The sequence below is a fragment of the Peribacillus psychrosaccharolyticus ATCC 23296 genome (assembly GCF_000305495.1).
In the GTDB taxonomy this organism is placed as follows: Bacteria; Bacillota; Bacilli; order Bacillales; family DSM-1321; genus Peribacillus; species Peribacillus psychrosaccharolyticus.
On the sequence record NZ_AJTN02000207.1, the window covers coordinates 33,327 to 47,049 of the forward strand.

Sequence of the window (13,723 nt, forward strand, 5' to 3'; positions counted from 1 at the left end):
TTATGCAAAAAGAGAAATTCCCATTTCCACTTTTTCCTGATAAACTATTGTTAATCTGACTCGTAAAGGAAGTTTTTTTAAAATGAAATCATTCTTACGTATTGTTCTTTCAATTATTCCATTTATTTATATGGCGCTCATTTGGTATATGTCTAGTAACCCTGATGATTTAATTCTTGATTTGCCTTCCTCTGCTACAGACCGGTTCATCAAAGAAGCTCTTCATCTAATCGAATTCGCCATTCTTTATGTATTATTTGTTGTGGCTCTTGCGGCTAATCATAAGCTCACAGCCGCTGCCAGTTTAACTGCAGCGATTATTGCAGGGCTTTACGGAATCATTGATGAACTCCATCAATCCTTTGTTCCCGCCCGCTCAGCCACCCTCATAGACGCAATAAAGGACATTGTCGGTGTGTTGGCCGTTTATTTTCATATTCAGTATCATTATTTTAAGCACCAAAGAGGATTTTTAACGGTTATTGAAAGAATCCTGCCTAAAAAGCTGCGCGACGCATAAATAAAAGACCCTCCACATATTCGTGTGGAGGGTCTTTGCGATACACTGATTTATTTTTTAGCCGTGACTGTATTGAGCATAGTGGCGGATGATTGGACCTTAACACCCTGATAATAGTATTGAACGATCTCTTTATAGTTTTTTCCTTCTTCAGCCATACCGTTTGCTCCATACTGACTCATTCCGACTCCATGGCCATAGCCTTTCGTAGATATAACAATTTGATCACCCTTGCGCTCCCAGGTGAAATCCGTAGAGGACAAACCTAATTTTTCTCTAATTTGCTGTCCAGTCAGTTTTTTTCCTCCAATTTCAACACTTGCTACTCGTTTCCCTGCAGTTCGACTCTTCACCGATCCTACGGTCTCTCCTGTTGGCAGCTTAACGCCTAGCTTGTTTTCAAAGTTCGCAAGAGGAATAACTGTTTTATGGTGAAACTCTGGTGATTCTTTATCCCAAGGGCTTGAGACACTTTTTAAATAAGGATACGGACTGCTCCAATAATCTTCTGAGTTCTCTGTATACCCATTGCTTGTTGAAAAGAAGGTGGCCGTTATCGGTTTTCCATTATAGGTTAATACTTGACTTTCCGTTTGTTTGACTGCATTTTTTACTTTTTTGAGGTTTTTTGAATAGTTCGTTCCCCAGGCTTTCTTTAGTTCGGCATCGTCCTTGTAAACTTGGTGCAGGACCGTATCTGTAACGTCCGCTCCCTTAGGCACCCCTAATCGGTTCCCGCTGACCAGTTGATTCACAATGTATGTCCTTGCCGCTAAAGCTTGTGCTTTTAATGCCTCTAATTCAAATTTTATGGGCATCTCTGCTGAAACTACCCCTACCAAATAGGTCTCTAGTGGAATGTCTTGAATTTTCTCCATCGATGATCGATAGACAGCCACGTCAATCTCTGGTGCAGAATCGACTTTTTTGGCTTTCTTTTCACCGGTTTTCTGTTCATTTAAGTTCTCCGCTAGTTTTCCGTCTGAAGTATCTGATGAAAAGGGAAGTACAAGTACGGCTGGGATGATTATAACTACAAACGCTACTACTAAGAATAGATTGACCATCGGTTTAAATGCTTTCAATATCCATATGCCTCCCTATACAACCTGTAGTGATTACATAGTGTCCTTGACCAAACAATTCGTTCTCCCCTCCTAAGACAAGTGGTTTCTGGCCAAGAGACGTTTTTTTATCCACTACAACTATATGGGGCAGGCCGTATAAATATGTCTGTAAACATAACAAAAGACCAGCTCACATGAGTGAGCTGGTCTTTTGTGAAACTAGTAAATTATCTTATGCGTTCATATCGGCAATTGTTTTTTCTGCAGGTGCTTCTACGTTTACACGTTCAATTTCTGCACCAAGAGCAGCTAATTTACCATGGAAATTAACGTATCCGCGGTCAAGATGCTTCAATTCAGTCACACGTGTGATTCCATCAGCTACTAAACCATTTAGAATTAACGCAGCTGCTGCACGAAGGTCGGTAGCAGCAACTTCAGCTCCCTGAGTGTTAGATGGACCATTCAAAATAACAGAACGTCCTTCAATTTTCACATCAGCATTCATGCGGCGGAATTCTTCCACATGCATGAAACGATTTTCGAAAACAGTTTCAGTAATCATACTTGTTCCTTTAGCGCGTAATAACAAGGCCATCATTTGTGATTGCATATCAGTTGGGAAACCTGGATGCGGCATTGTTTTAATATCAACCGCTTTTAGGTTATCTTTCCCGATGATGCGCAGACCATCTTCTTCTTCATGAATTTCTACGCCCATTTCTTCCATTTTGGCAATTAACGAGCTTAGGTGTTCAGGGACAGCTCCTTGAACAAGAACATTTCCCTTTGTTATTGCAGCAGCGACCATAAAGGTACCGGCTTCAATACGGTCAGGAATAATCGCATGCTCTGTTCCAAATAACTGTTTAACCCCTTCAATTTTAATTGTTCCAGTTCCTGCGCCTTTTACTCTTGCACCCATTTTATTCAGGAAATTAGCAAGATCGACAATCTCAGGTTCCTTCGCAACGTTTTCAAGGACTGTGGTTCCCTCAGCAAGTGTTGCTGCCATCATAATGTTTTCAGTAGCTCCAACGCTTGGGAAGTCAAGATACACTCTTGCACCCTTCAAACGTCCGTCTACTTCTGCATCGATAAAGCCATTTCCAACTTTAACGCGGGCTCCCATTGCTTCAAAGCCCTTCAAATGCTGATCAATAGGACGTGAACCGATTGCACACCCTCCAGGTAGTGCTACACGAGCGCGGCCATTTCTAGCCAATAAAGATCCCATTACTAGAACTGAGGCACGCATTTTACTTACATATTCAAACGGTGCTTCGTCTAATAAATCTTTAGATGCATCTACAGTAACTTGATTATTTTGAAAGGCAACCTCTGCATTAAGATTGCGCAGTACTTCATTTATTGTATATACATCGGAAAGCGTCGGCACGTCTTTAATGATACTTTTCCCGTCACTTGCTAATAATGTTGCAGCGATAACCGGCAAAACGGCGTTTTTTGCTCCCTCTACTTTAACTGTACCGCTAAGCCTTTTTCCGCCGCGGACGATGATATTTTCCAAAAGTATTCCCCTCCGCGTCCATTTTCTCTATATTAATATTCAAACGTTACGATTGGTGTGCCGACTACAAATGTAGTCTTTCCACTCAACCCTTCTGTTCTCAAGGCAAGTTGCAAATTCAAATGATGTTTTTTTTCCAGGTATTGATCAAACAAGCTGGTTTGTCCTGAAACTGATATGAAATTTGGTTCTTTCATGCTTTCGATTGTTTTCCCCTTAAATACACCTAACAGCCTTGTTATCTCTGAGGTTAAAACCGTATCCATAGTATCACTGATTGTCCCTTGAATACAAGAAAAAATTAGCGGTTTTTCACGAAATATGTCATCCGTTCTTTTTTCAAATGTAGTTGTGAAAAAAGATTTGGCTTCGTGATCCCAGTGACTGCCCTTAACCTCATATATGATATACGTTACCATTTGGTTATTTTCGCGGGTAGACATCAAATTAATAATTTCTTTGTTTTTCGTTTCAGCATTCGTATATGTTCCAATCGCCTTCCAACCACTGGCGTTGTTCTCATGCTTCCAGATAAATAAAGGGAAATCAGCTTTGAGCTTATTCACTTCACTTTCAAAACTATGCTGGTCTTTAATACTCAACGTTCTTTCCCTAGCATAGACTGACCACGACTCAATAGTGAGATTTTCTTCTTTCTCAATCAATTCAGTCATTGTAACTATGTCCGTTTTATCCTTGGCCATAATCGTACTATTCCCAAACAACATCGCTATCAAACCAAGTATCACTATGTATGAAAACATTTTTTTTATATTACTAGACATGTTTATTACCCCTCTCCTTATCTCTAGTTTTTCCATAGAGTGGGAGGGCATACTTAGTACTTATCGTCAGTTACTGACAAAATTTGATACTCATGAACGTTTTTTCTAAAATAAGACATTTACGTTACTTTCTTCACAAGCAATGAGAAAAAATAAATACGTTCTTAGTTGCTATACAAAAACGGCAGCTGATTTGAAAAGCCTAGGTAATCCAAAAAGAAGTTGCTGACAGTTGATCCAATGGCAATGGTTAGCAGGATATAAAGTACTCTTGCCTTCAGCACCGAATTTGATCTTAACAATTTATCAAAATTCAAGGCTTGAAGTGCCCACCAAGTAATGGCAATGAAAAACAGGTGTGCTGTAATTCCAATCAAGGCCTGTTGTCCAAGAACTGAAAACATTAAATCCCTCCTAAAAAGACACCCGATTACCATTCTATCACATTACTCATGTGAATTTGGAATAAAAAAGGAAAATTCTTCAGAATTATCTCTTTACCCACTCTTCCCACTATACACCACGAAGATCGAACATACAAAATACAGATTCTCCTATTTTTATTTCTCCCCTTTTCAGTTCTCTATTCACAAAAAAAACCTACAGCGTCTTGTCTGTAGGTTTCGTCTTTGTTATTAAAAATCGAGTAAATCACCAAAATGCTGGTGAAAAAAATCTAATGCAATGTTCGGTGCAAGACCGAACAAAATGGTCATTAGGACACAGACAGCTACAAGAATGTTTATCCCTGCGGGTACTTTAGGTTTTGTTTGTATGATCGACGATCTGAGAAATAATTGAACTAGAATGCCAAAGTAATAGATATACGAGATCACGGTTGTTCCAGCCATGATTGCGGCGAGTACATAAAAACCTGGATCTACAGCAAAGGCTCCGAGGAAAATCGATACTTTGGCAATAAACCCTGCCGTACCAGGTATTCCAGCCAGACTCAGAATAGAGATCCCCATTGCCACAGCCAGCCACGGGGAGCGCTGATATAAGCCAGTCAGCATGTCAATTCCCTCTTGCTCTGTATTGCCTGAAACAACTTGAATGACTGCAAAAGCACCTAAATTCATAAACAAATAAGCGAGTAAATAAAACCAAAACGTGTCGAATAGGAAGTATTGACCACCCAATGTCGCAAATGCTACTAATAAATAACCTGCGTGGGCAATACTCGAATAAGCAAAAAGCCGTTTTAGGTTTCGCTGCCTTAGGGCAACTACATTCCCTATGATCATCGTGATGCCTGCCAAAAAGGCAATGTAAATGGAATTACTTTCAAAAAAGCTGAACGCACCGACTGCGTCTCCCCATACTTCTCGATACAAACTGAGCAAGATTCGGAGAATAATAGCAAATCCAGCTGTTTTAGACACTACACTTAAAAATGCGGTGACGGGTATTGGTGCACCCTGATAAACATCTGGAGCCCACATATGAAAGGGTGCGGAAGCAATTTTGAAAGATAACCCAACAAGGACCATGAAAAAGGCGAGCCCGAATAAGTAAAGAAATTGGGTATCGACGGTTTCCTTCATAATGATACTCATAGCCTTGAGATTTGTAGAGCCAGTCAGCCCGTAAAGATAGCTCATCCCAAACAAAGTGATCGCTGTCGAAATACCTCCGCTGATTACATACTTCATTGCCGCTTCATTGGAAGCCGTATGATGCTTGCGTATTCCCGCTAATATATAAGAAGAAATCGACAAAAGTTCCAAACCGATGAACAGAGTAATTAAATCTCCGCTCGACGTCATAATCATGGCTCCAAGTAAGGCTGTAAGGAACAAATAATAAAATTCTCCGCGCTGTTCCTTCATCCCCTCTTTGGGTTCATAGCTCTCGGCAAGCAGCATCACAAACGCTGCACCTACAAGTAAAAGCATTTTAAAGGCTTTTGCAAATGAATCAAGTCTAAATGAATCATCGAGGATACTGACCACTTCTATCGGCAATACCGCTAGCAGGGACAGTAAGGATAGGAGAATTCCAATTAATCCAATCCACGCAAGCCTTCTTCGTTTAATATATGGCGGCCAAAATAAATCTAAAAGCGTTAGTAACACAGTTGTACCAAGGATGATAAACTCAGGTATCATGGCTTCCCAGTGATAATTCAGCATGGTCTGAAGATCCAATTTTCATCACCTCCCTATCCCGATCATGATTGCATCGAGTGTACGCTGCAGCGGCTCTCCGAGAAGAGATGGATATACCCCAATACTAACAATCAGGAGCAGGAGGATACCTGCTGGGATTTGCTGCAGCCAATTAAGATCTGTAAGATGTTCATATTTTTCTTTTTCTTTGCCAAAGGTTATGTCCAGCACGGCTCGAAGCATATAGACAGCTGTCATAACGATACCGATTGAACCAATTGCAGCAAGCCATGGTTCGGATTTAAATAATCCTAAGAAAGCCAAAAACTCACTGACAAACCCGGACATCCCCGGTAAACCAAGGGAAGCAAATGAGCCTGCGAGGAGCCATCCTGATAATCGAGGGACGGTTTTAGCCAAGCCTCCGAGATCTGAAATGAGTGAGGTATCCGTCTTTTCCTGAATAATTCCCACCAAGTAAAATAACAGGGCAGCGATTAATCCGTGCGACACAACCTGAAAGACAGCTCCCTGAACTCCAGCTGCTTGTAATGAGCCAAGCCCGATCAACACAACTCCCATATGTGAAATTGAAGAGTACGCTAATACTCGTTTGAAGTCTGTCTGAATGAACGCCATAAACGCTCCATATAGAAAGTTAATTACACCAAGCACCGCTAAGTAAATAGCAACAGATTTGAATTGTTCAGGGAAGATTCCCATTCCGAAGCGGATCATCCCGTAAGCCCCTATTTTCAACAACACACCTGCATGAAGCATCACGATTGGGGTTGGGGCTTCAACATGTACCATAACCATCCAGCGGTGCATTGGAAAGATTGGCAGTTTAATAGCAAAAGCTGCCACTAATCCGACTAACAGGGCATACTTCATGGTTGCGGAGATAGGAGCAATAGTCGGCACACCGCCAATTGTAATGATATGTGTTAACGCTTGAATATTCGTGGTTCCTGCACGGGCGAAAAGAATCATAATCACGATTAGGAGAATGGCTGAACCAATCCCGTTATAAAGTAAAAAGCTATATGCTGCTTTTTCTTTTTCTGCAAATCCCCATTTACCGACTAAAAAGAAGGCGGAGATCAGGGTGAGTTCAAAAAAGAGGAAAAAGAGCACCAAGTTTTGAGCCGTAAATACACCAAGCATTCCAATCTCTAGAAACAGAAGCAGGACAAAATACCCCTTCCATTCTTTCTTAATGCTGTGTGAGGCGAACGCAGCAAGAGATGTTAGCAAAGCCGTCATCAAAACTAAAACAAGCGAAAAGCCGTCAATGGCCAGTTCATAATCAACTGTAAATAATTTCGCATCATACTGTGAAAGATTCCCAAATCGTATCCAATTATTCTTTATCGTAAAATCAGCCAGAGAAGCCCCGCTTGCATAGTATTGATAAAGAATCAAGGAAACCAACAGAGGCGGCACTGTTCCAATAAAGCCAAACATCTTCAGGTTACTTTCATGTTGTTTGGATGTGAGTAGAAGCAGTAAAATTCCCAAAATAGGCGAAAAAACAAGAACTGAGAGCAGGAATGTCATCTAATTAACCCTCCTGTCAGCGCGTAGATAATGACTAAGACCGCTAAACCCGCGAATACGGCCACACCGTATACTTGCACTTGACCAGATTGAAGCCTAGCCCCAGCCGAACCAAGACTACGAATGGTTCCTGTTACTGCCCATTCGAATCCTCCTATAACAAAGCGTTCGATATATGAACAGAAAAGAGCCAGTCCCTTTACTGTTTTTCCAACTGTAAAGTAGTACGTTTCGTCGATAAAGTACTTATTGATAAGGGTAGTATTGATAAATGATCCTTCTTTAATAAGAAAGTTTCGGGAAATGGTCTGCTTCACATAGATTAAATAAGCTAGCAGGATGCCTGAAAGAGAAAAGACTGCCGCTGCCGCCATAATCCATGCAGGTCCTTCTGAATGAGCAGGCACAAGGAGAAATTTGTTGCCCTTAACCAGAAACTCTCCTAAATAACTTCCAAACCAAGGAGTCTGGATATATCCTGAGCAGACAGCCAAAATGCCTAATATGCCCATAGGCAGCACCATTGAAAAAGGTGATTCCTTACTGACAACTTCAGTCTTAGGCTGGCCCGTAAAGATAAGGAAAAAGAGCCTGAAGACATAAAATGAAGTTAAAAAGGCTGTTATCATAGCAATCCAGAATAAAAGAAAGTTTCCATTGACCCAAGCCGATACGAGAATTTCATCTTTACTGAAAAACCCTGATAAAAGCGGCACACCTGAAATTGACAGAGCACCAATTAAAAATAAGGGACTTGTCAGCCTCATTTTTTTCCATAACCCGCCCATTTTATAAATATCCTGTGTATGTATAGCATGAATAATGCTGCCCGCGGCTAAAAACAGCAGGGCTTTAAAGAAAGCGTGTGTGAGCAAGTGAAAGATTCCTGCCGTATACCCTGCAGTACCTAAAGCAAGCATCATATATCCAAGTTGACTGATTGTTGAATACGCAAGAATCCGTTTAATATCTTTTTGAACCAGGGCAATAGATGCAGCAAAAATCGCTGTAAATCCGCCTATCACTGCTACTGTCTCCATAGCTGTAGAACTCGCTGAAAAGATTGGAAATGTTACTGCGACTAAATATACACCTGCCGCAACCATTGTCGCTGCATGAATTAATGCAGAAACAGGCGTTGGACCTTCCATTGCATCGGGGAGCCATGAATGAAGGGGGAACTGACCTGATTTCCCGACCGCTCCTGCGAAAAGTAACAGCGCAATAAGCGTTAACATTCCTCCTGATATCTCTCCAGCTCCAATGCTGCTAAAGATTTCTTGAAAGTCAAAACTGCCCGTTTTCCAAAATAAAAGGATAATCGCAATCAATAAACCAAGATCCCCAATTCTGGTCATAATAAAAGCCTTTTTAGCTGCCTCTTTGGCTTCTTTTTTATAAAAATAAAAGCCAATCAGTAAAAATGATCCTAGACCAACCAGCTCCCAGAAGAAATACAGCTGTAATAAATTGGGCGAAAGGACAAGTCCAAGCATGGCAAAGGTAAAGAATCCGAGGTACGTATAAAAAATGGAAAAACGCTTTTCCCCTTCCATATAACCCTTTGAATAGATTTGTACGAGACAGCTGACCAGCGAAACCATAACCAGCAGCAACGTATTCAGTGCTGTCACTTCAAAGCCTGCCGTTATGTTCACCTCACCCGTTACAAGCCAGACTATTTCCTGTTTATAGGTGGGTGCATCTATTCGCTCAACTAAAACAATGACTGAACAGATAAAGGATACGAGTACCGCCAAAATCCCGATATAGGCCGCTGACTCTCTCAGCTGTTTGCCGAATATAAGCAGAATAACACTAGAAAACAGTGGAATCAGCGGTATAAGCCATGCATTCTCCATCATCGGTGTGTATGCCCCCTTTCATAGACCGTTAACTAATGCTTCAACGTATCCATTTCGTCAATATTCACGGTTTTCTTCCTGCGATATAAAGCCATCAATATGGCCAATCCTACGGCCGCTTCTGCAGCTGCTATGGTAATCGAAAATAAAGAAAAGACCTGTCCAGTTATCGATGGTGTTACGCCAAGCCTGCTAAAGGCAACAAAATTGATATTTGCAGCATTAAGCATGAGTTCAATCGAAATTAATACAATTACCGTATTACGTTTTGTTAACGCACCATATAGGCCGATACAAAATAGAACAAGTGCAAGAACAAGGTAAGCAGATAGAGGTACCTCCGTCATTGGCTTTCCCCCTCTTCTTCATCATCCGGTTTCTTTGCCAATGTTATTGCTCCAACAAGTGCCACAAGCAAAACCACTGAGGCAAGTTCAAACGGAATAACGTGTTTTGAAAAAAGTTCCACGCCAATTTGCTCTGTATTATTTTCATGTAAGGTACTTTCCTGACTCGCTATATCCAGGTTATAGATTCCTATATACACGGCATAAGCAAAGCCTGCTATGGCAAGCAGCAGCACCCCGTGTTTCCAACGGTTTTTTTTGTGCTTGCTTCTGAATCATTATGCTTAGTTAACATGATCCCGAACAGCATGATAATCGTAATAGCTCCTGAATAAATTAAAACCTGCACAACAGCAACAAATTCAGCTGAAAGCAGAATAAAGATTCCGGCAATGCTAAGAAATGATAAGACTAGCGCAACTACCATATGAACGACCTTAGTCAGGTTTAACAATAAAACACCACCAAGTATGGCAGCTAGCGCAAGAATGATAAATGCGAGAATCTCACCAGAAAAAGTCATACCTTATTCACCTTCCGAATATTTTCATCATTTTCATCGAGCCACTCCAAGTTTTTAAATAACTCATCCCGACTATACTCTGCCAGTTCAAAATTATTGGTCATGACAATGGCTTCGGTCGGACACACTTCTGTACAAAGATCACACAAGATACAAATTTCAAAATTAATATCGTACGTATCAATAATTTTTTTACCTTTCTTAGAAGAATCGGGATGCTTAATTCCTGTCAACTGGATGCAATCTGTTGGACATATGGTCACGCATTGATTGCAAACAATACATTTTTCTGGATAGAACTTCTGGATGCCTCGAAAACGATCAGGAAGCGGCAGCGGTTCATTCGGGTATGCATAGGTTACTTTTTTTCGCGTTAGGTTTTTCAGCGTATAAGCCAATCCTTTTGCTAAACCAATCATGTGCAAATCCCTCGCTTTTCTTGTTTTTGGCGAATATCTACATATCCAGTTTCTTTCCTCAGAATATATTGGGAAACAACTCTTTTAATATAGCAGTTACCATAATATTCGCAAGTGCTATAGGCAGAAGCACCTTCCAACCAAACTCCATCAGCTGATCTGATCGTAATCGCGGCAGGGTAATTCTTATCCAGATTAATAGAAAAACAACTGCGCTGAACTTAAGGGCGAACCAAACAGCGGCTGGAATAAAGCCCAGGAACGGAAGAGAATTCCAGCCTCCTAAAAATAATACAGTGGTCAGGGAGGCCATAGCAAACATATAGACATATTCACTTAACATAAACATCGCCCAGCGGAAGCCTGAGTACTCAACAAAATAGCCTGCTACCAGTTCAGACTCTGCTTCCGGTAAATCAAATGGTACGCGATTCAATTCAGCTACCGACGCAATGATAAAAATTAAAAAGGCGACTGGCTGCAGAACAATAAACCAAAGATTTTCTTGAGCCGCAACAATCTCATTGAGGTTGAGGCTTCCCGTTAGTAACACCACACCAACGAGGGACATCACAAGTGGAATTTCATACGAAATCATTTGGGCTGCGGCACGCATTCCACCGATTAGGGCATATTTATTATTAGAAGACCAGCCAGCAGTGACAATCCCCACTGTCGTAATCCCCGAAATCGCAACATAATACAACAGACCCACACCAATATCTGCAAACTGCAGCTTATCCGTTAACGGCAAAACCGCTAACACCATAAATGATGGAGCAAAAGCCAAAATAGGCGCAATAATAAATAGTGGACGGTCAGCAAGTTTTGGAATCGTATCTTCCTTCAGCAAGAGCTTTAACACATCTGCAACTGTCTGAAGCAGCCCCCATCTCCCGCCAAGCTGATTGGGTCCAATACGCATCTGCATCAGCCCCATCACTTTTCTTTCTGAAAGAATGGCATACGTGACAAAGCCCAGAACAACAAATAAAAACAAGACAGCAAGTAAAAGGAAAATCGTTGCATTGAGGAGGCTCGGTTCTGATATTAGCAAGTCTTGTATCACTATCCATCCACCTCTCCCAAGACGATATCAATCGCCCCTAATATAGTCACTAGATTGGCCATATTCTCTCCTTGTAAAAGTTTTGGGAGGATTTGCAGGTTATAAAAGGATGGCCTTCTGAATTTTAAACGGTAGGGTTCTTTTTTTCCTTCACTAGCGATATAGCAGCCAATTTCCCCGCGTGGTGACTCAATTCTCACAAAGCCTTCACCTTTTGGCACCTTAACAATTTTCGGAACTTTGGCCATAATCGGTCCATCACTTGGAAACTGTTCCACACATTGCTCGATTATTTTTAAGGATTCTTCTATTTCTTCAATCCGGCAATGATATCTTGCCCAAGCATCACCGCTTTCACGGACAGGGACATCAAAATCAAATCGATCATAAATTGAATAGGGTTCGTCTTTACGTAAATCCCATTTAACACCTGTGCACCTTAAGTTAGCTCCGCTTAATGAATAATTAAGGGCATCTTCCTTAGTATAGGCGCCGATCCCTTTCACCCGGTTCATAAATATTTCATTGCCGGTGACCAGCTGATGATACCCTTTGAGTTGTTCCCGCATATACGGCACAAAATCACGGACTTTTTCAATCCACCCCTCAGGCGCATCCCACTTTACACCTCCTACTCTCATATAATTAAAAGTCAGTCTTGCACCGGAGAGTTCATTCAAGAGATTAATAATCATTTCCCGCTCACGAAAAGCATACAAAAATGGACTAGTTGCACCCAAGTCCAGCAAAAAGGTTCCCCACCAGACTAGGTGACTGGCAACACGCCCAAGTTCCATGGAAAGGACACGTAAATATTCAGCACGATCAGGTATCTTAAGATCCATCATGGTTTCCACCGCATGACAAAGGACATAATTGTTCGTCATGGCGGCTAGATAATCCATTCTGTCGGTGTAGGGAATAATTTGAGTATACTGTAAATTTTCTGCGAGCTTCTCCGTTCCTCTGTGAAGATAGCCTATCACTGGTGTTGCTTCTTTAATAATTTCTCCATCTATTTTAATAACGAGTCGAAATACCCCATGTGTACTTGGATGCTGCGGACCGACATTTAATAGCATTTCCTCTATCCGTATCATAGGTTATACCTCCACATCATACGGTTCATAATCTTTACGGAGCGGGTGGCCGACCCAATGTTCACCAAGCATGATTCGCTTCAAATCCGGATGACCCTCGAAAATAATACCCAGCAAGTCATAGGTTTCACACTCCGGCCAATTTGCCCCCTGCCAGAGATGCACGATTGACGGAATCACAGGTTCAGAACGGTTCAACTTCACCTTTAATGCAACCGGATGGTGATGTTTATGAGAATACAAATGAACATACACTTCCATATGCGTTTCAAAATCGGTCCCATGCAGTTCCGACAAATAATCGAACCGTAAATTTTCATTGAATTTCAGATATTGGGCAATTTTCAGGTATGTATCAGGCTTTGCAACTAAGGTAGGAACGTCCTTTGATAATTTGTTAATATAGGAATCTTCTAATGCATCGCTGCCGATATTTTGTGAGATGATCGCAATATATTTATCTAATAGTGGCTGATTAATCGATGGTGAAGCATCTGGGGTGGGGTCAATATCCGTACTGACTTCTTTTGCTTTGGCTCGGGCTGCGGCCTTTGCTTTTGCTGCAGCAACGGCTTTTTTCTTTGCAGCCTCCTCGCTATCTTCCATGTCGGGAGAACTTTCTTTCGCTTTCTTTCGGGCTAGCGCTGCAGCCTTTGCTTTTTCCACGGCTGCTGCTTTTCGTTCTTCTAAACTCAGCTCTTCACTCTGTTCAGAACCTGCCTTCTCTTCTTCTTTCGCTTTCTTTCGGGCTAGCGCTGCAGCCTTTGCTTTTTCCACGGCTGCTGCTTTTCGTTCGGCTAAACTCAGCTCTTCACTCTTTTCAGAA

At 41.5% G+C, this 13,723-nt stretch carries 13 protein-coding genes and 1 pseudogene; 1 reads left to right on the forward strand and 13 read right to left on the reverse strand.

Going from position 1 to position 13,723, the window contains the following annotated elements; all coding sequences use genetic code 11:
• Nucleotides 1-82: 82 nt before the first annotated feature.
• On the forward strand, nucleotides 83-520 hold the full coding sequence (locus WYK_RS14590; protein WP_040375211.1) for a VanZ family protein: 438 nt from the start codon (nucleotides 83-85) through the stop codon (nucleotides 518-520).
• 50 nt (nucleotides 521-570) lie between these two features.
• Here WYK_RS14590 and spoIID read toward each other — a convergent pair whose 3' ends face one another.
• The 13 genes and pseudogenes from spoIID to WYK_RS14655 all read right to left on the reverse strand — a co-directional run.
• Nucleotides 571-1,605: a stage II sporulation protein D gene (gene spoIID / locus WYK_RS14595; RefSeq protein WP_040375212.1), complete on the reverse strand. Its 1,035-nt coding sequence runs from the start codon at nucleotides 1,603-1,605 to the stop codon at nucleotides 571-573.
• 214 nt (nucleotides 1,606-1,819) lie between these two features.
• Nucleotides 1,820-3,118, reverse strand: coding sequence for a UDP-N-acetylglucosamine 1-carboxyvinyltransferase (murA, locus tag WYK_RS14600; protein ID WP_040375213.1), 1,299 nt, complete (start codon nucleotides 3,116-3,118; stop codon nucleotides 1,820-1,822).
• A gap of 32 nt (nucleotides 3,119-3,150) precedes the next feature.
• On the reverse strand, nucleotides 3,151-3,903 hold the full coding sequence (locus WYK_RS14605) for a YwmB family TATA-box binding protein (RefSeq protein ID WP_040375214.1): 753 nt from the start codon (nucleotides 3,901-3,903) through the stop codon (nucleotides 3,151-3,153).
• Nucleotides 3,904-4,067: 164 nt separating this feature from the next.
• Complete coding sequence (locus WYK_RS14610; protein WP_040375215.1) at nucleotides 4,068-4,307, reverse strand: DUF1146 family protein; 240 nt, start codon at nucleotides 4,305-4,307, stop codon at nucleotides 4,068-4,070.
• Nucleotides 4,308-4,538: 231 nt separating this feature from the next.
• Nucleotides 4,539-6,053, reverse strand: a complete 1,515-nt coding sequence (gene nuoN, locus WYK_RS14615) for an NADH-quinone oxidoreductase subunit NuoN (protein ID WP_040375216.1) — start codon at nucleotides 6,051-6,053, stop codon at nucleotides 4,539-4,541.
• Nucleotides 6,054-6,059: 6 nt separating this feature from the next.
• Nucleotides 6,060-7,574, reverse strand: coding sequence for an NADH-quinone oxidoreductase subunit M (locus WYK_RS14620; RefSeq protein ID WP_040375217.1), 1,515 nt, complete (start codon nucleotides 7,572-7,574; stop codon nucleotides 6,060-6,062).
• Nucleotides 7,571-9,439: an NADH-quinone oxidoreductase subunit L gene (gene nuoL / locus WYK_RS14625; RefSeq protein ID WP_040375218.1), complete on the reverse strand. Its 1,869-nt coding sequence runs from the start codon at nucleotides 9,437-9,439 to the stop codon at nucleotides 7,571-7,573. The genes WYK_RS14620 and nuoL overlap by 4 nt, the downstream gene beginning before the upstream one ends.
• A gap of 32 nt (nucleotides 9,440-9,471) precedes the next feature.
• Complete coding sequence (gene nuoK, locus WYK_RS14630) at nucleotides 9,472-9,786, reverse strand: NADH-quinone oxidoreductase subunit NuoK (RefSeq protein WP_040375219.1); 315 nt, start codon at nucleotides 9,784-9,786, stop codon at nucleotides 9,472-9,474.
• A pseudogene (locus tag WYK_RS14635) lies at nucleotides 9,783-10,309 on the reverse strand (NADH-quinone oxidoreductase subunit J). Before WYK_RS14635 ends, nuoK begins: the two are co-directional and overlap by 4 nt.
• Nucleotides 10,306-10,728: an NADH-quinone oxidoreductase subunit NuoI gene (gene nuoI / locus WYK_RS14640; RefSeq protein ID WP_040375220.1), complete on the reverse strand. Its 423-nt coding sequence runs from the start codon at nucleotides 10,726-10,728 to the stop codon at nucleotides 10,306-10,308. Before nuoI ends, WYK_RS14635 begins: the two are co-directional and overlap by 4 nt.
• Nucleotides 10,729-10,786: 58 nt before the next feature.
• Nucleotides 10,787-11,797 (reverse strand): NADH-quinone oxidoreductase subunit NuoH, encoded by a 1,011-nt coding sequence (gene nuoH, locus WYK_RS14645; protein WP_040375221.1) that lies wholly within the window; start codon nucleotides 11,795-11,797, stop codon nucleotides 10,787-10,789.
• Nucleotides 11,797-12,897 carry an NADH-quinone oxidoreductase subunit D gene (locus WYK_RS14650; RefSeq protein WP_040375222.1) on the reverse strand — a complete coding sequence of 367 codons (1,101 nt, stop codon included), beginning with the start codon at nucleotides 12,895-12,897 and terminating at the stop codon, nucleotides 11,797-11,799. Before WYK_RS14650 ends, nuoH begins: the two co-directional genes overlap by 1 nt.
• A gap of 3 nt (nucleotides 12,898-12,900) precedes the next feature.
• The coding region (locus tag WYK_RS14655) for an NADH-quinone oxidoreductase subunit C (protein ID WP_040375223.1) at nucleotides 12,901-13,723 on the reverse strand (823 nt) is incomplete at its 5' end.

Coding starts and splice junctions, on each gene's coding strand:
- WYK_RS14590 (WP_040375211.1), top strand. CDS start 83: ATGAAATCATTCTTACGTATTGTTCTTTCAATTATTCCATTTATTTAT.
- WYK_RS14605 (WP_040375214.1), bottom strand. CDS start 3,903: ATGTCTAGTAATATAAAAAAAATGTTTTCATACATAGTGATACTTGGT.
- WYK_RS14610 (WP_040375215.1), bottom strand. CDS start 4,307: ATGTTTTCAGTTCTTGGACAACAGGCCTTGATTGGAATTACAGCACAC.
- WYK_RS14620 (WP_040375217.1), bottom strand. CDS start 7,574: ATGACATTCCTGCTCTCAGTTCTTGTTTTTTCGCCTATTTTGGGAATT.
- nuoL (WP_040375218.1), bottom strand. CDS start 9,439: ATGATGGAGAATGCATGGCTTATACCGCTGATTCCACTGTTTTCTAGT.
- nuoK (WP_040375219.1), bottom strand. CDS start 9,786: ATGACGGAGGTACCTCTATCTGCTTACCTTGTTCTTGCACTTGTTCTA.
- nuoI (WP_040375220.1), bottom strand. CDS start 10,728: ATGATTGGTTTAGCAAAAGGATTGGCTTATACGCTGAAAAACCTAACG.
- WYK_RS14650 (WP_040375222.1), bottom strand. CDS start 12,897: ATGATACGGATAGAGGAAATGCTATTAAATGTCGGTCCGCAGCATCCA.